Origin of the sequence: Methylobacterium oryzae (assembly GCF_021398735.1) — a bacterium.
GTDB lineage: Bacteria > Pseudomonadota > Alphaproteobacteria > Rhizobiales > Beijerinckiaceae > Methylobacterium.
Map to the genome: position 1 here is coordinate 2,560,097 of NZ_CP090349.1, position 19,996 is coordinate 2,580,092.

Below are 19,996 nucleotides of genomic sequence, written 5' to 3' on the forward strand. Positions count from 1 at the left end.
CGCCCGGCGACACTTCCAGGACGCGACGCTTATGGCCTCAGCCGCCGAGCAGCTTGCCGCCAATCTCAATTTCGGTGCGATCGCGAAGGCCGATGAGCTGAAGAAGCGCATCTGGTTCACGCTCGGCGCCCTCGTGGTGTTCCGGCTGGGCACGTACATCCCGATCCCCGGCATCGATCCGGAGCAGTTCGCCCGGAACTTCCAGCAGCAGGCGGGCGGCGTGCTGGGCCTGTTCAACATGTTCTCGGGCGGCGCCGTGGAGCGCATGGCGATCTTCGCCCTGAACATCATGCCCTACATCTCGGCCTCGATCATCGTGCAGCTCCTGACCTCGGTGATCCCGAGCCTGGAAGCGCTCAAGAAGGAGGGCGAGTCGGGCCGCAAGGTCATCAACCAGTACACCCGCTACCTGACGGTGGTGCTGGCGCTGGTTCAGTCCTGGGGCATCGCCATCGGCCTCCAGGGCTCCTCGGCCGCCATCGATCCGGGGCCGTTCTTCCTGGCCTCGACGGTGATCACCCTGACGGGCGGAACCCTGTTCCTGATGTGGCTCGGCGAGCAGATCACCTCGCGCGGCATCGGCAACGGCTCGTCGCTGATCATCTTCGCCGGCATCGTGGCCCACCTGCCGGTGGCGATCGCGGGCGCGCTCGAGCTCGGCCGCACCGGCGCCCTGTCCCCGGCGATCATCCTGGGCGTCGGCGTCGCCGCCGTCGCGCTCGTCTACTTCATCGTGTTCATGGAGCGCGCCCAGCGCCGGCTCCTGATCAACTACCCGAAGCGCCAGGTCGGCAACCGCATGTACGAGGGTCAGACCTCGTTCCTGCCGCTCAAGCTCAACACCTCGGGCGTGATCCCGCCGATCTTCGCCTCGTCGCTACTGCTGCTGCCGGCGACCGCCGCGAGCTTCTCGGCCAACGGGGGCGCCACGGGCTGGCTCGGCACGGTCACGGCCTATCTCGGCCACGGCACCCCGCTGTTCATGGTGCTCTACGCGGCGCTGATCATCTTCTTCACGTTCTTCTACACCGCAGTCGTCTTCAATCCGCAGGAGACGGCCGACAATCTGAAGAAGCATGGCGGCTTCATCCCGGGCATCCGGCCGGGCGAGCGCACCGCGGCCTTCATCGACAAGGTGCTGACTCGCATCACGGTGATCGGCGCCCTGTACCTGACCCTCGTGTGCCTCTGCCCGGAGATCCTGTCGTCCTACGCCGCGGCCAGCCTCGGCTTCGGCGGCACGTCCCTGCTCATCGTGGTCTCGGTCACGATGGACACGGTGGCGCAGGTCCACGGGCACCTGATGGCCCATCAGTACGAGGGCCTCGTGAAGAAGGCCAAGCTGCGTGGCGCGTCGACCACGCAACGGCGGCGCTGAGCCTGCTACAGAGGCGGCCGGACTCCGAGGACGCTCCCGCCTCTGGCCCAAAGGTCTGGATGCCTCACCGGCCCGGACCGGCTAGAAAACCCCGAACCCGGCGATGCCAGGGAGGCTTCGCCACCACGGCTTGTGCCCACTGAGAGAGTGGGCCGAACGAGGACAACGCCATGCGCATCATTCTGCTCGGGCCGCCCGGTGCGGGGAAGGGGACGCAATCCGAGCGGATCGTACAGCGCTTCGGCATCCCGCAGCTGTCGACGGGGGACATGCTGCGCGCCGCAGTGGCCGCCGGCACGCCGGTCGGCCTCGAGGCCAAGGCGGTGATGGAATCCGGCGGTCTCGTCTCAGACCGGATCGTGGTCGGCATCGTCGCCGACCGGATCGAGGAGCCGGATGCCCGCCGCGGCTTCATCCTCGACGGCTTCCCGCGCACGGTCGCACAGGCGGAAGCGCTCAGCGAGATGCTGGCGAGCAAGGGCTTGAGCCTCTCCGCCGTCATCGAGCTGAAGGTCGACGAGAACGCCCTAGTCGGCCGCATCGAGAAGCGCGCCGCCGAGACCCTGGCCCGCGGCCAGGCCGTGCGGAAGGACGACACCCCCGAGGTGTTCAAGCAGCGGCTTGAGGCATACCGCGCCCAGACGGCGCCCCTCTCCGCCTATTACGCGCAGAAGGGCATGCTGGAGACCATCGACGGCATGCAGCCGATCGACAAGGTCACGGCCGACCTGATGGCGACACTGGAGCCGCACGAGGAGCGCGTCGCCTCCTGAGGGCGATCGCGGCGCGCTGACCGGCCGTTTCAGCGCGCCCGTGAACCCGGCGGTGTCCCTGGGGGTTATGGGGCGGGTCCACGATCGGAAACGCCATGACCGTCCGCCTCCTCGCCACCGCCTCCCTCCTGCTCGCGGTGGCCCTCCCGCCGCTGCCGGCCTTCGCGCAGAGTCCGGCCCAGTCCTTCGTGTACGGCCAGAAACGGTTCCGCAACGCCTGCCGGCCGCCGCTGAAGTATCTGGCGGGGACTTGCGCCCGCCGCTGCCCGGCGGGCTACCAGGACATGGGCCGCACTTGCCGGCTGCGGAATCAGGGCTTTCGCTGAGGCGCGGGCGGGCCGCCCGTCGGGGGCGTTGCTCAGATCCGGCCCTCCCTGCGGAGGCTGCCGAAGAAATTGACGACGTCCATCTGGAGCGACCGGTGGCCGAACAGCCGGAGCGGGTAGCCCTCCGCGGTGCCGTCGCGCAGCTCGATCATCGCCGTCATCGTGTTGTAGCGGAACACCATGCGGCGACCGGCGAAGGTCGCCCAGAGCAGGGGCGGACCGCCATCCGCGTCCTGCAGCGCGACCGAGCCAGGCTCCGCCTCGGCGAGAACGCCGCCGATCACCGCCAGCGTCACCGGCATGACCTCCTCCAGGGTCTCCTCGGCGGCGCGCAGCACCGAATCGGCGAAGGCCCGCAGGGTCGCGCCGTCGCTCGTCAGAACCGCCATCTCCGCTCCTCGATCAGATCCCAGGGCGCCCCGACGCGCGCGTGACGGGGCGAGGCCGTGCCGACCCGTCGTTGACAACGGGCCGCCCGCGCGCTAGCAGGCCCTCCTTCGTCCAACCGAACGATGGTCCGAGGTGCCCTGTCCAGGGCCGCCCGCGGGCCGCGTCGTCGTTTCACGTGCGCAGGGGCCGGCCTCCACCGGACGCGCGCGACAGCGGCCCGGATCCCCGGGTCCCATATGGAGAGTGATCGTGGCCCGTATCGCAGGCGTCAACATCCCGACCAACAAGCGCGTCGTCATCGCGCTCCAGTACATCCACGGCATCGGCGCCAAGAAGGCCGAGGAAATCACCCAGAAGGTGAACATCCCTGCCGAGCGTCGCGTCAACCAGCTGACCGACGCCGAGGTTCTGTCGATCCGCGAGACGATCGATCGCGACTATCTCGTCGAGGGCGACCTGCGCCGCGAAGTCTCGATGAACATCAAGCGCCTGATGGATCTCGGCGCCTATCGCGGTCTGCGTCACCGCAAGCAGCTGCCGGTCCGCGGCCAGCGCACCCACACCAACGCCCGCACCCGCAAGGGCAAGGCGAAGCCGATCGCCGGCAAGAAGAAGTAAGTTTTTGGAACTGGGAGGCCGTGCTCCGCTCGGCCTCCTTCCCGTCGCGCCAGGTATCCCGCAACGGGTCCGGCGCCGGCTCGACCGCCCTGCACGGGTGCTCCGGCCAAGTCCCAAAAAGAATCCCGAGCGCCTGGTGTTACGGGCGTGCCTGAAGGAAGAGTGAGACCAGAATGGCTAAGGAACCGCAACGCGTCCGCCGCCGCGAGCGCAAGAACATCGTGTCGGGCGTCGCCCACGTGAACGCCTCGTTCAACAACACGATGATCACCATCACGGACGCGCAGGGCAACACGATCTCGTGGTCGTCCGCCGGTGCGATGGGCTTCAAGGGTTCGCGCAAGTCGACCCCGTACGCCGCCCAGGTCGCCGCAGAGGATGCTGGCCGCAAGGCCGCCGAGCACGGCATGCGCACCCTCGAGGTCGAGGTGTCGGGTCCGGGTTCGGGCCGCGAGTCGGCGCTCCGCGCCCTGCAGGCCGCGGGCTTCACGGTGACCTCGATCCGCGACGTCACCTCGATCCCGCACAACGGCTGCCGGCCGCGCAAGCGCCGCCGCGTCTGATCGAAGCCTCTTGACGGAGAAGTTCATGACGGGATCGAAGCCGCTTCCGGGCGTGCTGCGTTGGAACCTCGGGGACCTCACGGTCACCGCGCTCAATGACGGCTGGTTTCAGGCCAGCCTCGATCTCGTCACGGGCATCTCCAAGGAGGAGGCCGGGCGGCTCCAAGTGGCGGGTTTCCGCACGGAGCAGCCCAAGATCACGCTGAACGCCTTCCTGATCACGGGTCCGGGCCTCAAGCCGACCCTGATCGACACGGGCTACGGCGACCTCGCCCCGGCACCGACCCTGGGTCGCGCCGGTGCAGCGCTCGCGCTGACCGGCGTCGCGCCGGAGGAGATCGGCACGGTGCTGGTCAGTCACCTGCACCCCGACCATGTCGGCGGTCTCGTGAAGGACGGCGCGGCGCGCTACCCGAACGCCGAGATCGTGCTGCACGCCGACGAGGCGGCGCACTGGCTTCCGGACGAGGCCCTGGCCAAGGCGCCGGAGGCCGCGAAGCCCTACTTCGAGGGCGCCCGCAAGTCCCTGGCTCCCTACGCCGGCAAGGTGCGCGAGCACCGCGGCGGCGAGGTCCTTCCGGGGATCACGGCGGTCCCTCTTCCCGGCCACACGCCGGGCCATTGCGGTTTCCGCATCGTCTCCGGTGGACAGGCGCTGATGATGTGGACCGACGTGGTGCACCTGCCGGCGATCCAGTTCAAGAACCCGGAGGCCGGCGTCGGCTTCGACGTCGACGGCGACCAAGCGCGGGAGACGCGCAAGCGGATCCTGGACGAGGTGGCCCGCGAGCGCACGCTCATCGCCGGCGGCCATCTCGAGTTCCCGGCGCTCGGCTACGTGGATCGGGATGGGGCTGGCTACAGCTTCGTGCCGGTGCTGTGGGTCGGCGGCGAGTAACGGCGGATACGGATTTCAGGGACCGTTCGGGGCGCCAGGGGGCGGCACCGAGTGGCCGAAGCGCGGGGACGGGCGTCGCGGATCCCGGGCAAGGACGAGAGGTAGGATCGTGGTCATTCAGAAGAATTGGCAGGAACTGATCAAGCCGAACAAGCTGCAGGTCACGACCGGCGACGACCCGAAGCGGGTCGCCACGGTCGTCGCCGAGCCGCTCGAGCGCGGCTTCGGCACGACGCTGGGCAACGCCCTGCGCCGCGTGCTCCTGTCGTCGCTCCAGGGCGCGGCCGTGACCTCGGTGCAGATCGACGGCGTGCTGCACGAGTTCTCGTCGATCCCGGGCGTGCGCGAGGACGTCACCGACATCGTCCTCAACATCAAGACCATCGCGATCCGCTCGCAGACCGACGCGCCCAAGCGCATGACCCTGCGCAAGACCGGCCCGGGCCTCGTCACCGCCGGTGACATCGGCACGGTCGGCGACATCCAGATCCTGAACCCCGACCTCGTGATCTGCACCCTCGACGACGGCGCCGAGATCCGCATGGAGTTCACGGTCGCAACCGGCAAGGGCTACGTCCCGGCCGAGCGCAACCGTCCCGAGGACGCGCCGATCGGCCTGATCCCGGTCGACTCGCTGTTCTCGCCGGTCACCAAGGTCAGCTACCGCGTCGAGACGACCCGCGAGGGCCAGGATCTCGACAAGGACAAGCTGACCATGACGGTCGAGACCAACGGCGCGGTCTCTCCGGAGGACGCGCTCGCCTACGCGGCGCGCATCATCCAGGACCAGCTGCAGGTCTTCGTGAACTTCGAGGATCCGCGCAAGGAAGAGGCCGCGCCGCTCGCGCCGCAGCTTCCTTTCAACCCGGCGCTGCTCAAGAAGGTCGACGAGCTGGAGCTGTCGGTCCGCTCGGCGAACTGCCTGAAGAACGACAACATTGTCTACATCGGCGACCTCATCCAGAAGTCCGAGGGCGAGATGCTGCGGACCCCGAACTTCGGCCGCAAGTCGCTCAACGAGATCAAGGAAGTGCTCGCCGGCATGGGCCTGCATCTCGGCATGGACATCCCCGGCTGGCCGCCGGAGAACATCGAGGATCTCGCCAAGCGCTTCGAGGAACACTACTGAGAGGCGAAGCCGCCTCGAGCTGAACCGGGCGGCGCCGCACCGCGCCGCCGGTTCGGCCCATCCAGGCCCGGGACCCGCGGCGACGACGCCAAGTCCCGAACGAATCCCGCCGCGGGGTTACGCGGACATCAACCGCCCCGTTCCCGGGGCACCCGGCCGTACCGTGGCACGGCGGCCGAGACGAGAAGGAAGCCAGCACCATGCGTCACGCCTACCGCGGCCGCCGTTTCAACCGCACCGCCGAGCATCGCAAGGCGATGTTCGCCAATATGTCCGCCGCGCTGATCAAGCACGAGCAGATCATCACCACCCTGCCGAAGGCGAAGGACCTGCGTCCGGTCGTCGAGAAGCTGATCACGCTGGGCCGCATCGACAGCGTCCACACCCGCCGCCTCGCCATGGCGCAGCTCCGCGACGCCGACATGGTCAAGAAGCTCTTCACCGTCCTCGGCCCGCGCTACAAGGGCCGTCCGGGCGGCTACTGCCGGATCATGAAGGCGGGCTTCCGCCAGGGCGACAACGCCCCGCTCGCGGTGATCGAGTTCGTCGACCGCGACGTCGAGGCTCGCGGAAAGGATTCCGGTCCGAGCCAGGTCTCCGAAGCCGCCTGATCGGCACGGAGCGCCCCGTCGCTCCTAGTCTTTGAGAAGCCGTCCCGGACCCTCCGGGGCGGCTTCTCGCGTTTCGGCTCCTCGCCGCGATCGCCATGACGACGCGCGAACAACAAAAAAACCCGCCGGCTCGCGCCGACGGGTCTGAAGCAGGGTCCACGTCTCGGATGGTCGCGGGAGCTCGCCCTGGCGGCCCGTCTCAGACAGGCCGGGAACTCGACCGCGCCGCGCTCCGAAAACCCCTATCCCTGCCGGGACTCGTCCGGTGGACCGTCCTGGTCGAGATCGTTGTCACGCCTGCGGCGCGGGAAGATGCCGTGATTGCTCATGGTCCACCTCCTCTTCGTAACCCGGGGCCTGCGGGCCCCACGAGGAGAGAATGAGCCGGCAACCGATTGGTTGCAAGCCCCCGTCAGCCGACGGGTCCGGCTCCGCCGTCAAGCAGCGTGGCGACGCGGGCCGCGAGGTCCGCGGAGCGGAACGGCTTCGTGAGCACCGGCAGGTCGTCGGGGATCTGCATCGCCTCGGCATGTCCGGTAAGGATCAGGACCGGCAGGCGCGGATCGCGCTCGCGGATCTCGGCGGCCAGCTCGATGCCGCTCATGCCGGGCATGGCGAGGTCGGCGACGACGATGTCGTAGCGGTCCGCCTCGAGGAGCCGGAGCGCGGCCTCGCCGTCGCCGGCTTCCGTGGTGCTGTGGCCGAAGCCGGTGAGGAACGAGGCCGTCACGTGGCGCACCTGCGAATCGTCGTCGACGATCAGGACGCGGGCCCGCCGGCCGGCGACCGGGACGGTGCCGGCGGCCTCGGGCGCCTGCTCGGGCGCCTGATCGGCGAAGGGGAGGGCGAGCTCCACGCGGGTGCCCCGACCGACCACGCTGTCGATCGCCAGCCGGCCCTTGGATTGCTGCGCGAGGCCGAACACCATGGCGAGGCCGAGCCCGGTGCCCTGGCCGACGGCCTTGGTGGTGAAGAACGGCTCGCAGACCCGGCGCAGGATCTCCTCCGGGATGCCGGTGCCCTCGTCGGTGACGCTGATGCCGAGATAGGTGCCGTCGGCGATCTCGGGATCGCCGCTGATGGCGAGCCGGCGCGTCGCGACCGTGATCGCCCCCCCGTCCGGCATGGCGTCGCGGGCGTTGATGCAGAGGTTGAGCACGGCGAGTTCGAGCTGGTCCGGATCGACCTGAACCGCCGGCAGTCCGTCCGCGAGGTCGGTCCGGACCGTCACGAGGCCGCCGAGGCTGCGTCCGAACAGGTCGCTCATCCCGGAGATCAGGGTGTTCACGTCGACGGCGCGCGCCTGGAGGTCGTGGGCGCGGCTGAAGCTCAGGAGGCGCTTGGTCAGGGACGCCCCGCGCTCGGCGGCGCCGCGGGCGTTCTCGATCAGGCGCTGGACCCGCGGCTGGTCGGCGACCTTCGGGCCGGCGAGCTCGAGGCTGCCGAGGATCGCGGTCAGCAGGTTGTTGAAATCGTGCGCGATGCCGCCCGCGAGGGTGCCCAGCGCCTGCATCTTGTCGGACTGGCGCAGGCGCGCCTCCAGGGTCCGCTGCTCGGTCACGTCGCGCTCGATCGTCGCGAGGTGGCTGATCGCCCCGCCCGCGTCGCGGATCGGCACCCGCGTCACGTGGCTCCACTGCTCGGCGCCGGTCGGGCCGTCGCTGATCAGGCTCTCGACCACCGCCCCGGACCGGATCGCGGCCGCGTCCGCCGCCGTCACGGGCTCGGCCTTCGGGCCGAGAAGTTCGTCCTCACGCCGCCCGAGGCTGGCGGCGACGTCGTGGCCGAGCAGGGCGGCCTTGCGGCCGTTCAGCCGGACGAAGCGGCCCTCCGCGTCCTTGAAGCTGATCGCGTCCTGGGCGTGGTCGAGGAGGCCGCGCAGGAGAGCCCGCTCGGTGGCGAGGTCTCGGCCGAGGCGGTGGCGCTCGAAGGCCTGCCGGACGGTGGAACGGAGCAGGCCCGCGTCCCAGGGCTTGGTGACGTAGCCGACGATGCCGCCGCGGTTGAGGGCGGCGATCACCGCGGTGATGTCGGCGTAGCCGGTCAGCAGGATCGCCTGCGCGTCGTGGAAGCTGCGGGCCTCGGCGAGGAGCGCGTCGCCGGTGAGGCCCGGCATCCGCTGGTCCGAGAGCACGACGGCGATGTCGGGTTCGGCGCGCAGGATCTCCAGCGCCTCGGCCGGGCGCGAGGTCGTCAGAACCCGGTAGGAATCCTCGAACAGGTCCTCCAGGGCGATCAGGATGTCCGGCTCGTCGTCGACGGCCAGGATCGTCCCTACACCTGCCGTACCGTCACTCATGCACTGGCCGCCTGCCGCGGAATCCCGATCACGAAGCAGGCTCCCCCACCCGGGGCCGTCTCCACGGTGAGCGAGCCGCTATGCGCTTGAACGACGCTGTAGGCAATCGCAAGACCCAGGCCCGTGCCGGATCCGACCGGTTTCGTCGTGAAGAACGGCTCGAAGATCTTCTCACGCAGCGTATCCGGGATGCCGGGCCCGGTATCGCTGATGCGAATCTCGTCGAGTTCGGGGTTCGACTGGGTCGTGATCCGGATCGTGCCGCCCTCCGGCATGGCGTCGGCGGCGTTGCCCAGGATGTTCATCACCACCTGATTGAGCAGCGCCGGGGTGCAGTGGATCTCGGCGCGGCCCGTGAAGCTGCGCTCCACGGCGATGCGCTCGCCGAGCTTGTGCTGGATCAGCGCGAGCACCGTCTCGATCGCCTCCGGCACGTTGACCAGGGCGCGCTCGCCCTCGTCGAGGCGCGAGAACTTCCGGAGGTTCAGCACCAGATCCTGGATGCGGGTCAGCCCCATCCGCATCGAGCCGACCCGCTGCCGGGCCTTGTCGATGGCGCGGGTGGCGGCCTCCGGAGCGGCGCCCGGCAACTCGCCGAGCAGGCGCTCGACGGTGCCCTGGTGGGCCAGGATGAAGGCCAGGGGATTGTTGATCTCGTGGGCGATCCCCGCCACCAGCTCGCCGAGCGAGGCCATCTTGGCGGCCTGGACGAGCTTGGACTGCGCCTCGGTGAGCTGGCGGTTGGCGTCGGCGAGGTCGCGGTTGGCCCGCTCCAGGGCGTCGGCGAGGCCCGCTCGGGCCTCGGCCGCGTCGGCCTCCGCGCGGGCGCGCTCCACCGCCCGCTCGCGCTCGCCGAACTGGCCGGCGATGCGCCGGTCGTCCTCCTCCAGGAGCCGCCGCCGCACGAAGCCGCGGACCCGCAGGGCCAGGACCTCGGCGTCGGTCTTCGAGACCACGTCGTCGGCGCCGGCCGCGTAGGCTTCGACGAGGAAGTCCTTGGCGGGATCGCTGCCGGCGATGCCGACGAGGTGGAAGCCCGCGCCGGCCGCCTGTCCCGAGCGCCGCTGGCTGATCGCCCGGCACAGGGCGAGGCCGTCATAGGCGTGCCCCAGGAGATCGACCGTCACGCAGTCGAAGGCCCCGTCGCCGGCGGCCGCGTCCAGGGCGGCCAGGGCCGCCTCCGGCCCGTCGACGCTCGCCACGTGGTGGCCGTCCTGGCCCATCACGCCGGCGAGGAAGGTCCGGTAGGTGGCGCTGCCGTCGATCACCAGGACCCGCCCGCGCCGGAACGCGGCGGCGCCCGGTCCCTCACCGTCGGTCGTCGGCCGGCGCTCGCGCAGCAGGGCGCGGATGCGCAGGATCATCAGGTCGCGGTCGGCGGATTTCGGCAGGTAGGCGTCGGCGCCGCTCTCCAGACCCTGGCGCTCGCCGCCGCTGCCGCCGGTCAGCATCAGGACCGGCAGGGCCCGGGTGCGCAGCGACAGGCGCATCTGCCGGATCAGCTCGTCGCCGTTCATGCCCGGCAGGTGGTAATCGGCCACCACGAGGTCGGGCTGGCTGCGATTGAGGTGATCGAGGGCGGTCTCGGCGGAGGCGCAGCGCTCCACCGCGAAGCCGTGCGCCTCCAGCAGCAGGCGCAGTTCCAGGGCCTGCGTCTCCGAATCCTCGACCAGCAGGATCCGGGCCGGCACCTCCGCCGGGCCGGCCTCGCTCACGGCCGCGCCCCCGCATCCACGAGGCGCAGGACGTGGTCGGCGACGCGGTCGAGGGGCAGGACGGCGCGGGCGGCCCCGAGACGCACGGCCGCCGCCGGCATGCCGTAGACCACGGCGGTGCTCTCGTGCTCGGCCACGGTCTGGGCGCCGGCCCTGTGCATGTCGGCGAGGCCCAGGGCCCCGTCCTCGCCCATGCCGGTGAGCAGCACGCCGATGCCGGAGGGGCCGGATTGCCGGGCCATGGACCGGAACAGCACGGTGGCGGCCGGGCGCTGGCCGGAGACCGGCGCGGAATCGATCACCCGCAGGATCCGGCCGGAGCCGATCTCCAAGTGGCGGTCGCCCGGGGCCACGTAGACCCGGCCGGGTTCGGCGCGCTCGCCGTCCTGGGCGAGGGAGACCGGGAGGGCGACGACGCTTTCGAGCCAGCTGGCGAACCCGTCCATGAAGGCCGCGCCCATGTGCTGGACGACCAGGACCGGCAGCGGGAAGTCCTTGGGCAGGGCGCCGATCACCCGCGCCAGCGCCGGGGGACCGCCCGTCGAGGCGGCGATGCCCAGGAGGCTCGGGGCCTGCCCGGACAGGTCGGCCAGCGGCGCCTGGGGCGCGACGGCGGAGCGGCCGGCCCACTCGGTGCCGATCGGCCGGCGGCGGATGACCGGAACCTGGGCCATGATCCGCAGCTGCGTGCAGATCTCGCCGGCCACGCCCTCGTAGCCGGCATGGGTCGTGGCCACGGGCTTCTCGACGACCGACAGGGCCCCGGCCCGGAGCGCGTTCATCGAGATGCGCAGCGAGTTATCCTCGACCGAATCCGCCACCACGACGATCGGCGTCGGGTGCTCGGCCATGATCCGGCGGGTCGTCTCCAGCCCGTCGATCCCCGGCAGGCGGATGTCCATCGAGATCACGTCCGGCCGCACGGTCCGGAGCTTGTCGAGGGCCTCCTCGCCGGAGGCGACCGCGGCCACGAGCTCGAGGCGGGGATCGCGGGAGACGATGTGGCGCAGCAGCTCGCGCACCACGAGGCTGTCCTCCACGAGCATCACACGGACGGGGGTCATAGGAGCTGCCCGATCGTATCCAGCAGCTGGCGCTGGTCGAACTTCTGCTTGGTCAGGTAGGCGTCGGCGCCGAGATCCAGGCCCCGGGCGACGTCGGCGGCATCCCCGCGGGAGGTCATCAGGATCGCCGGGAGCCGGGCGAAGCGCTCGTCGGCCCGCAGGGCCTTCAGGAGGCCGAACCCGTCGAGGCGCGGCATCTCCACGTCGGCGAGCACCAGATTCACGGGCTCGATCTCGGCGCGCAGCCGGTCGAGGGCGTCCTGCCCGTCGACGCAGACGACCACGCGGTAGCCGGCGGCTTCCAAGATTCCCTTCTCCAGAGTCCGGGTGGTGATCGAATCGTCGACGACCAGGATGGTCGCGCGCGCGGACGCGGCCGCCGCGGCGTGAGTCGTCGAACGTGGAGCCGGCGCCATCGTTCCGAGCGCGCCGCCCGTTGTCCCGGCCTGGGCGCGCGAAGCGAGCCCCTCGGGGTCGAGGACCAGCACCGGCACGTCCCCGTTCAGCACCGCCGTGCCGGCGATCAGACCCGGATCGGCGCCGAAATCCGGCGCGGGCAGGACCAGGAACGGACGGACGTCGTGCAGGCGGTCGACCGCCAGGGCCAGACGGCCGCCGCCGGTCCGCAGGACGACGGCGGTCAGCGTGCCGGGATCGGCCGGGTCGGCGACCTGTCCGAGGATCGCGGCGAGGTCCGTCACCGGGTGGCTCGTCGCGGCGTCCCCGTCACCGAGGCGCACGATCGTCCGGCCCATGGCGACCGGCAGGTCGTCGCGCCGCAGGCGCAGGAGGCGCTCCACGGCGCCCCCGGGGAGGGCGTAGCTGCGCCCGGCCGCCTCGACCAGCAGCAGACTGCGCCGGGCCGCTGAGAGCGGCAGGCTGAAGATCAGGGCGGTGCCGGCCGGGTCGCGCGGCTCCAGGCGGACGCTGCCCATGAGCTGGCGGGCGGCGTCCGCGGCCACCGAGAGGCCGTAGCCGCGCCCCGACAGGGTGTCGACCGCCTCGGCGGTGGAGAAGCCGGGCTCGAACACGAGGCGCAGCAGGGTGTCGGGTTCGGCCGCGGAAGCGGGGCCGAGGAGGCCGCGCTCGCGGGCCGCCGCCTCGATCCGGGCGAGGTCGGGGCCGGGCCCGTCGTCGAACACGGTAACATGCAGGCGGGCGCCGCGCACCGCGACCTCCAGCCCGAGGCCCAGGGCCTCCGGCTTGCCGGCCGCGCGCCGCACCTCCGGCGCCTGCCAGCCGTGGCTGAGGGCGTTGCGCAGGGCGTGGAGCAGCGGATCCTTCAGCGCCTGCAGCGTGCCGCGCTCCACCGGCAGGTCGAGGCCCCGCAACGTGAGATCGACCTCGCGGCCCTGCTCCCGGGCGGTCTCGCGCAGCGACCGGGCGAGGGGGGCCAGGACGGTCTCGGCCGGGACCAGGGCGAGGCGCTCGGCGGCGGCGCGGACGCGGGTCGCGGCGCCCTCGACCGCGCTGGTCGCGGAGGCCTGGCGCCGCGACAGGTCCGCGGCCTCCCGGGCGAAGGCGCCCGCGCGCGCCGCGAGGGCGCGCCACTCGGGCCGCTCCGCGCCGGCCCCGGCCGCGAGGGCCTCGGCGCCGACGCGCAGGTCGCGGGCCAGGCGGGCGAGCCGGGCGAGGCCGTCGGCCGCGGGCGCCTGGCCGGCCAGGGTGCTGGCGAGATCGTGACTCGCCCGGGCCAGCGCCTCGACGGCCTCCGCCGGCACCCGCAGGATCGCCGCGGAGGCCTCCGGCGGCTCGGAGCCGGGTTTCGGCGCGGGGTCGGCCTGTGTCGGCGCGGCGGTCGCGGCCGGCGGGGATGCCGGCGCGGCGGGGGGCCCCGGTGGCGGGCTCGGACTCGGATCCGGCAGCGGGGCGGGGGGCGGTGCGGCGGGTGGTGCGGGTTGTGCCGGCAGCGGCGTCTCGCCCGGGAGCCGGAGGACGTGGCCGAGGGCCGCCAGGGCGTCGGCCGGCATGTCCGGACCGGACCCGTCGGTGAGGCCGGCGACGTAGGACTCGATCCGGTCGAGGGCGAGGTGGACGGCGTTGGCCGCCTCGCGGTCGAGGGCGGTGGCGCCGGTGCGCACGCCCTCGAACAGCGTCTCGAGACGGTGGGCCACCGCCTCGACCGCCGGGAGGTCGACGGCGCGGGAGGCGCCCTTCAGGCTGTGGGCGCGGCGGAAGACGTCGTTCCAGTCCGGCGTGGCGCTGCCGAGCGCCCCGCGGATCGCCGCGACGTGCTCCCGGTGCTCGACGTCGAAGGCGGCGAGCAGGAGCTTGCGGATATCCTCGGCCAACGGGGCGCCCGCCTCAGTGCCGGTATCGTTCGGCCAGGGCCATGAGGGCCTGGGCGAGCTCGGTGAGGTTGGCGGAGGCGGCCTCGACCTGCCGCGTGCCGGCCGCGGTCTGCTGGCTGGCCTGGCGGATGTTCTGCAGCGCCCCCATCACCTGCTCGATGCCCAGCTGCTGCTGGTTGGTCGAGGCCACGATCTGCTGGAACGTCTGCACGTTCTCCTCCACCCGCGCGGTGATCTCCTCGATCGTGCGCTGCGTCGTGTCCGAGCGCGTCTTGCCCGCCGCCGCGCGCTTGACCGCCTCCTCGGTCAGCATCACCGACGTGTTGATGCCCCGCTGGATCTCGCCCAGGATCCCCCGCACCTGCCCCGTGGCCGCCTTGGCCTGGTCGGCCAGGAGCTTCATCTCCGAGGCCACCACCGAGAAGCTGCGCCCGCTCTCGCCGGCCGCGGCCGCCTCGATGGCGGCGTTCAGCGCCAGCAGGTGCGTGCGCTCCGAGATGTCGTTGACCGTCTCGATGATGTCGCCGATCGTCTGGGTCTTCTCCGACAGGCTGACGATGTTGCCGGCCACCGCCTCCGCCTGCTCGCGGATCGCGTCCATGGCCTTGGCGGTGTCGGACACCGCGCGCAGCCCCTGGCGCGAGGTCTGCGCGGTGGCCTGGGCGGTGGCGATCACCTCGGTGGCGCGCTTGGAGATCTGCGCCCCCGAATGGGTGATCTCGTCGACCGTGGCGGCGGTCTCCTGCACGGCGGCGAACTGCTGCTCGACCGAGGCGGCCTGCTCCTGCGCCGAGGCGCGGATCTCGGCCGCGGCCGCGTTCAGGTCCGCCGTCGCCGCCCGGTTCGTCCGCGCCAGGTCCGACAGACCCGAGACCATCGTGTTCAGCGTCGTGCTCAGACGGCCGATCTCGTCGCGCCCGCCCGCCGCCAGCTGGCCAGACAGGTCGCCCTCGCCGACGCGGCCGACGAAAGCCATGACCGTCTCGAGCGGCCGCACCACCGCGCGGCTGATCAGCCACGTGATCAGGACCGCCAGCAGCACCGCGGCGGCCAGGGTCAGGTAGATCGAGAGGCGCGAGCGCTCGTAGACCTCCTGCGCGGCGCGCTGTCCCAGCGCCATGCCGCCGTCGAGCTGCGAGCGGAGGTTCTTGATCCCCTCGAGGAAGGGTGCCTGCAGCCGCGCGATCTCCGCGTTGCGGGCCTCGACCGCCGCGACGTCCTGCTGGGCGATGGCGGCGAACTGCGCCTCGCCCTGCGCCCTGACCTCGCGGAACGAGCCCTGGACCGCGGTCGCCGCCGCGGCGATGCGGTCCCAGGCCGCGACGCGCTCGGCGGATACGACCTGCGTCCGGTACTGGGTGGCGAGCTGGATCGTCGTGGCGAGCCGGTTCTCGACCTGGGCCGCGGTCTGGCGCCAGGTCGCCAGGGTGTCGCCGGCCTGGGTCGCGCGCCCCTGGGCCTGCATCAGCATCGTGATCACGGCCGTGCGGCGCAGGAGACCGAGGTCGCGCGCGTCGTTCCCGAGATCGTCGAGCTGGCGCAGGATCGTCATGTCCCGCCGGACGATCGCGTCGGTCGTGTCGCGCACGGCGCCGATCTGCTCCAGGGCGTAGAGGCCGAGCGCCACCACCACCACCGTGATGGCGAAGAAGCCGAGGAGGATGCGTTTTCCGATCGAGAGCGACACGGGCGGGGATGGCTCCGGTTGGGGCAGGCGGCCCGGTCAGGGCAGCGCGCGGCGCAGGAGGCGGGGGAGGTCGATGACGACGAAGTCGGGACGGCCGTCGCCCGCCGCCCCGGAGGCCGGGGCATAGACCGAGGCGGCCTCGTTGCCCAAGCGGTCGGGATCGGCCGCCCCGGCGCCGGCCGCGGCGACCGCGCCAGGGGCCCGGGCGATGCCCAGGACCCGGTCCACCGCGAGGGCGAGGGGCTGGGGGTGGACGCCGCGCAGCACGATCATGTGGGCCGCCGCGTCGGCGTCGGACGCGGGATCCGGCCGGCCGAGGGCCCGGGCGAGGCTGAGCACGCCGACGATCCGCCCGGACAGGGCGACGAGACCGTCCAGCGCCGGCACCGCCCCGGGCATCGGCGTGGCGGGGCGCGACGGCAGGACCTGGGCGACGGCCGCCAGCGGCACGCCGTAGCGCTCGCCGCCGCAGGCGCAGACGAGGTGATCGACGCCCGAATCGGTCGCGGCCGCCGCGGCACCGCGCCGGGCGAGGGCGGCGGCGCGCTCGGCGCGCAGGTCCCGCTCCGGCCGCGGACGGCCGCCCTGTGCACTCGGGCCTGCGCCCATCAGGACCTCCTGCTGCCGGCGCCGCCGAGCGCGGCGCGGGCCGCGGCCGCGCTGGCCGCGATCTCGCCCGCGGAGGCGCCGTCGCCCTCGGGCAGCGCCGTGTCCGGCCCGAGGGCTTGACTCAAGGCGACGGCGTTGTCGAGGGCGCGGAGCGCCTCGTGCGGCCGTCGCAGCGCGATCAGCAGCAGGCCGAGGTGGTAGTGGGCCATCACGAAACCGCGGTCGAGGTAGAGCGCGGCCCGCAGCGCCCGCTCGGCCTCGGCGTCGCGTCCGAGGGTGCGGGCCAGGAGACCCTCGTAGAAGCGCAGGGCGGTGTCGGTCGGATCGCGGTCGAGGGCGCCCCGCAGCGCCCGCCAGGCCGCTCCGGTCTCGCCGGAATCGGCCAGCGCGCGGATCCGGTCGAGGTCGACGGCGTCCTCCTCTTCCGGCCGGTCCTCCCGGGTCTCGGGCGCTGCGGGAGCCGGACCGGTGCCGGGTGCGGCGACCGGGTCCGGGGAGGGAACGGCCGCGGCGTCGGCCTCTGCGGCCCCGGACTGGCCCGGGCCAGGATCCGCCGGGGGCGGCTCCGTCGCCTGTCGCGCCGGAGGGACGGGGTCCGGTGCGGGCGCACCGGACAGGTCGACCGATGGCGCGACCGGCGGCGCCTCGGCGCGCGGTCGGTAGGCCACGGTCCCCGGCAGGCTGACGGCGTCGAGGAAGCTCGCGAAGGCGGGACTCGGCTCGGCGTGGCCGAGGAGCAGCCAGCCCTCCGGCCGCAACCTTCGGCCCAGCCCGCGCACCACCGCGGCGACCGTCCGGGCATCGAAGTAGATCAGCACGTTCCGGCAGAGGATCAGGTCGAAGGGCTCGCCCTGCGGCGGCCCCGGCTCGACGAGGCTCAGCAGGTTGCCGCGCTCGAACCGGACCGGACCGCGGTATTCGGGCCGGAGGGCGTAGCCGCCCTCGCGCCGGATGCCCGGCGCGGGCGGCAGCCGGGTGAAGTAGCGGAGCCGGTCCTCCGGCGGCATGGTCCGGAGCGCCCAGCGGCCGTACTCGGCGGCGCGGGCCGTGGCGAGCGCCTCGACGCTGATGTCGGTGCCGAGGATCGCCACCCGCCACTCGGGCAGGGCGTCGCCGAGCAGCTCGTGCACCAGGATCGCCAGGGAATAGGCCTCGGCCCCGGTGGAGCAGCCCGCGCTCCAGATCCGCAGGACGCGCTCGGACGCCCGCGCCGCGATCAGCGCCGGCAGGATCGTCGCGCGCAGCGCGCTGAACTGCTCGGCGTAGCGGAAGAAGAACGTCTCGCCGACGGTGATCTCAGCTTCCAGCCGGGCCCATTCCGCCTCGCCTTCCGCGCCGCTCGACAGGAGGGCCGCGTAGGCGGCGCAATCGGCCACGGCGGCGGCGCGGAACCGGCGGTGCAGCCGCTCGATCAGCAGCTCGTCCTTGTCGGTGTAGTAGTGGTGGCCGGTGCGCGCGATGATCCGCGCCTTGAGCGGCGCGTAGGCGGGATCGGCACTCAGGTCGGGACGGGGATTCCCCGGTCGGGCCATCGCGCGGTCAGACGGCGTGCGGCAGCGCGGCGAGACGTTCGGCGGCCGCCCGGGCCAGGGCGTCGACGCGGGCCCGTTCCTGCACGGTCAGGAGGCGCTCCGGCGCCAGAGCGTGGACGAGGCGCTCGCCGAGGACGAGCTCGGCCGCGACGCAGCCGTTGAGCGTGTCGGCCGCCTCGGCCGGCCGGACCGCGGAATCCGGGACGGTCGCGAGGTCCGCCACGCGATCGACGAGGTACGCGACGGCCTCGCCCTGCATCAGCGCGAGATGGGCGTAGAGACCGGGCGTCGCGCCGGCCGGGCGCAGGCCGAGCAGCGCCGCGAGGTCGACGACCGGGACCGGCGTGCCGCCGAGATTGAGGAATCCGGTGAGCCAGCTGCCGGAAGCGGGCGGCGCGTGCAGATCCGGCAGCGGCAGGATCTCGGCGACCGCGCCGCGGGGCAGGGCGCAGGCCGTGCCTGCGACATCCAGCAGGAGATAGGCCGAACCGCTGCTGGCCACCGCCACCCGCTCCCCTGTTGCTCGGTCGCGGCCGGGCCGGGACGGGTCGCGACATAGGCCGAGTTAACGCTGCCGGCAATTGTGCGCCGCACGGGCGCGATGACGCGGAACCAAGTCTCGCCTGAGCCGCTTATTTTCCGACGCAGCGGCAACGCGCCTGACGAGGCGCGGCGCTTTGCCTGCGCCGGTCTACGCCAGGGATTGACGATGAGGAAACTTCTGTTGGCCGCCGCGTCGCTGACGCTCCTCGCGGGCTCCGCCTACGCCCAGGGCAACTCGCCCTACAACGCCTCGGGCGCGCAGGCCGGCGGCCCGCGCGGCGGCCTGGAGCGCGCCGGCGAGGCGGCCGCGATGGAGCAGGGAGCCGCTCCGGCCGCGCGTCCGATGATGCGCAAGCGCATGAAGCACAAGCGGATGAAGCATCATCGCCGGATGCGCCACCACATGTGAGTGGCGAACACCGGGACGCGCCGCAGGCGTCGTCCGGGTGGCTCGGCCTGTCGCACCCGCGGCAGGCCTTTTTTATGCCCGGTCGCAGGCGAAATGCCGGTCGTGCGGGCCTGAAGCATAGTGCAGTCCGGTCGACGCGTGCCGTCCGACTGTTGCCGGCCGGCGCGGCGCGGTCCAGAGTTGTGCGAAAGCCGCTACGCCCGAACATGTTCGCAAACGAACATCGTCCGGCAATCAGTACAGCGGTGCGACGGCCTCACGAAGGCGAGGGAGTATCGATGTCACGACCGCTCGACCGGAGATCCGACGACAGGATCGAGGCGACCGGTGTCGAGGGGCGGCGCAGCGCGATCGTCGCCTCGGTCCGCCAGCGCGGCTTCGTGACGATCGAGGCCCTGGCGGCGCAGTTCGGCGTCACCGTCCAGACGATCCGGCGCGACCTCAACGAGCTGAGCGCCGAGGGGCGGCTGGAGCGCTACCGCGGCGGCGGCGGCCTGCCCTCCAGCGTCGAGAACATCGATTACGCCGACCGGCGGGTGACCCTGCTGCCGGAGAAGAGCCGGATCGGCCGCCTCGCGGCGAGCCGTATCCCGTCGCACTGCTCGGTCTTCATCAACATCGGCACGACACCGGAGGCCGTCGCCCGCGAGCTGACCCGACACGACGATCTCAGCATCATCACCAACAACCTCAACGTGGCGATCTCGCTCGCCGAGACGACCGAGTTCCGCATCGTCGTGGCGGGCGGCACCGTGCGGAACCGCGATGGCGCGGTGCTGGGTCAGCTCACCTGCGACACGCTCAGCCAGTTCCGGGTCGACGTGGCGGTGATCGGCATCAGCGGCATCGACGGCGACGGGGCGCTCCTCGACTACGATTACGAGGAGGTGCGGGCGACCCAGACCATCCTGGCCCATGCCCGGAAAACCTTCCTGGTGGCCGACCACACCAAGTTCACGCGGCGGCCCATGGTCCAGGTCGGGCGCCTGGAGCAGGTCGACACCTTCTTCACCGACCGGGCGCCACCGGCCGAGATCGTCGCGCTCATGGAGCGCCTGGGCGTAAACTTGGCGGTCGCCGACAGCGCGGACGAACCGTAACGAACATCAATTTTTCGCTTGCGAAAGCCGACCGCCGCGTCAATATAGTGCCGAACCGCCA

General features: G+C 72.2%; 19 protein-coding genes. 10 read left to right on the forward strand and 9 right to left on the reverse strand.

Translation table 11 applies throughout. The annotated features are described in order from the left end of the window. The first annotated feature begins 31 nt into the window (after nt 1-31). The 3 genes from secY (at nt 32) to LXM90_RS12330 (ending at nt 2,477) form a co-directional block, all read left to right on the forward strand. Nucleotides 32-1,378, forward strand: a complete 1,347-nt coding sequence (secY, locus tag LXM90_RS12320) for a preprotein translocase subunit SecY (RefSeq protein ID WP_020096282.1) — start codon at nt 32-34, stop codon at nt 1,376-1,378. A gap of 170 nt (nt 1,379-1,548) precedes the next feature. Next, nucleotides 1,549-2,151, forward strand: coding sequence for an adenylate kinase (locus tag LXM90_RS12325; RefSeq protein WP_020096283.1), 603 nt, complete (start codon nt 1,549-1,551; stop codon nt 2,149-2,151). A 95-nt stretch (nt 2,152-2,246) separates the two neighbouring features. Further along, complete coding sequence (locus tag LXM90_RS12330; RefSeq protein WP_020096284.1) at nt 2,247-2,477, forward strand: hypothetical protein; 231 nt, start codon at nt 2,247-2,249, stop codon at nt 2,475-2,477. A 32-nt stretch (nt 2,478-2,509) separates the two neighbouring features. Here LXM90_RS12330 and LXM90_RS12335 read toward each other — a convergent pair whose 3' ends face one another. Next, nucleotides 2,510-2,866, reverse strand: a complete 357-nt coding sequence (locus LXM90_RS12335) for a hypothetical protein (protein WP_020096285.1) — start codon at nt 2,864-2,866, stop codon at nt 2,510-2,512. Between the two features lie 250 nt (nt 2,867-3,116). Between LXM90_RS12335 and rpsM the strand changes: the two genes are divergently transcribed. From rpsM to rplQ, 5 genes are all read left to right on the forward strand, one after another. Next, nucleotides 3,117-3,485: a 30S ribosomal protein S13 gene (rpsM, locus tag LXM90_RS12340; RefSeq protein ID WP_010686168.1), complete on the forward strand. Its 369-nt coding sequence runs from the start codon at nt 3,117-3,119 to the stop codon at nt 3,483-3,485. 173 nt (nt 3,486-3,658) lie between these two features. Continuing rightward, nucleotides 3,659-4,048, forward strand: a complete 390-nt coding sequence (gene rpsK / locus LXM90_RS12345) for a 30S ribosomal protein S11 (protein WP_010686167.1) — start codon at nt 3,659-3,661, stop codon at nt 4,046-4,048. Between the two features lie 25 nt (nt 4,049-4,073). Then, entirely contained in the window at nt 4,074-4,946 is an 873-nt protein-coding gene (locus LXM90_RS12350; protein ID WP_026605429.1) for an MBL fold metallo-hydrolase, read from the forward strand. Between the two features lie 109 nt (nt 4,947-5,055). Then, a complete protein-coding gene (locus tag LXM90_RS12355; protein WP_010686165.1) occupies nt 5,056-6,075 on the forward strand; it encodes a DNA-directed RNA polymerase subunit alpha in 1,020 nt (339 codons plus the stop codon). 200 nt (nt 6,076-6,275) lie between these two features. Continuing rightward, on the forward strand, nt 6,276-6,686 hold the full coding sequence (gene rplQ / locus LXM90_RS12360; RefSeq protein WP_020096288.1) for a 50S ribosomal protein L17: 411 nt from the start codon (nt 6,276-6,278) through the stop codon (nt 6,684-6,686). 412 nt (nt 6,687-7,098) lie between these two features. Here the strand turns inward: rplQ and LXM90_RS12365 are convergent, their stop codons facing one another. The 8 genes from LXM90_RS12365 to LXM90_RS12400 are packed head-to-tail and all read right to left on the reverse strand — an operon-like array spanning nt 7,099 to nt 18,385. After that, nucleotides 7,099-8,985 carry a response regulator gene (locus LXM90_RS12365; protein ID WP_020096289.1) on the reverse strand — a complete coding sequence of 629 codons (1,887 nt, stop codon included), beginning with the start codon at nt 8,983-8,985 and terminating at the stop codon, nt 7,099-7,101. Further along, complete coding sequence (locus LXM90_RS12370) at nt 8,982-10,700, reverse strand: response regulator (protein ID WP_020096290.1); 1,719 nt, start codon at nt 10,698-10,700, stop codon at nt 8,982-8,984. The genes LXM90_RS12365 and LXM90_RS12370 overlap by 4 nt, the downstream gene beginning before the upstream one ends. Further along, a complete protein-coding gene (gene cheB, locus LXM90_RS12375) occupies nt 10,697-11,764 on the reverse strand; it encodes a chemotaxis-specific protein-glutamate methyltransferase CheB (RefSeq protein ID WP_234082806.1) in 1,068 nt (355 codons plus the stop codon). Before cheB ends, LXM90_RS12370 begins: the two co-directional genes overlap by 4 nt. Further along, nucleotides 11,761-14,055, reverse strand: coding sequence for a hybrid sensor histidine kinase/response regulator (locus LXM90_RS12380; RefSeq protein ID WP_020096292.1), 2,295 nt, complete (start codon nt 14,053-14,055; stop codon nt 11,761-11,763). Before LXM90_RS12380 ends, cheB begins: the two co-directional genes overlap by 4 nt. Nucleotides 14,056-14,068: 13 nt before the next feature. Then, nucleotides 14,069-15,742, reverse strand: a complete 1,674-nt coding sequence (locus tag LXM90_RS12385; RefSeq protein WP_234082807.1) for a methyl-accepting chemotaxis protein — start codon at nt 15,740-15,742, stop codon at nt 14,069-14,071. A gap of 36 nt (nt 15,743-15,778) precedes the next feature. Further along, entirely contained in the window at nt 15,779-16,351 is a 573-nt protein-coding gene (locus tag LXM90_RS12390; protein WP_020095424.1) for a chemotaxis protein CheW, read from the reverse strand. Beyond that, entirely contained in the window at nt 16,351-17,883 is a 1,533-nt protein-coding gene (locus tag LXM90_RS12395) for a CheR family methyltransferase (RefSeq protein ID WP_020095423.1), read from the reverse strand. Before LXM90_RS12395 ends, LXM90_RS12390 begins: the two co-directional genes overlap by 1 nt. Before the next feature lie 7 nt (nt 17,884-17,890). Continuing rightward, nucleotides 17,891-18,385, reverse strand: coding sequence for a chemotaxis protein CheW (locus tag LXM90_RS12400; protein ID WP_026605288.1), 495 nt, complete (start codon nt 18,383-18,385; stop codon nt 17,891-17,893). A gap of 207 nt (nt 18,386-18,592) precedes the next feature. On the opposite strand from LXM90_RS12400, the gene LXM90_RS12405 reads away from it, so the two are divergent. Together LXM90_RS12405 and LXM90_RS12410 are read left to right on the forward strand one after the other, a co-directional pair. Beyond that, nucleotides 18,593-18,835 (forward strand): hypothetical protein, encoded by a 243-nt coding sequence (locus LXM90_RS12405; RefSeq protein WP_026605287.1) that lies wholly within the window; start codon nt 18,593-18,595, stop codon nt 18,833-18,835. Nucleotides 18,836-19,113: 278 nt separating this feature from the next. Next, a complete protein-coding gene (locus tag LXM90_RS12410; RefSeq protein WP_020095420.1) occupies nt 19,114-19,935 on the forward strand; it encodes a DeoR/GlpR family DNA-binding transcription regulator in 822 nt (273 codons plus the stop codon). The last annotated feature ends 61 nt before the right edge of the window (nt 19,936-19,996 follow it).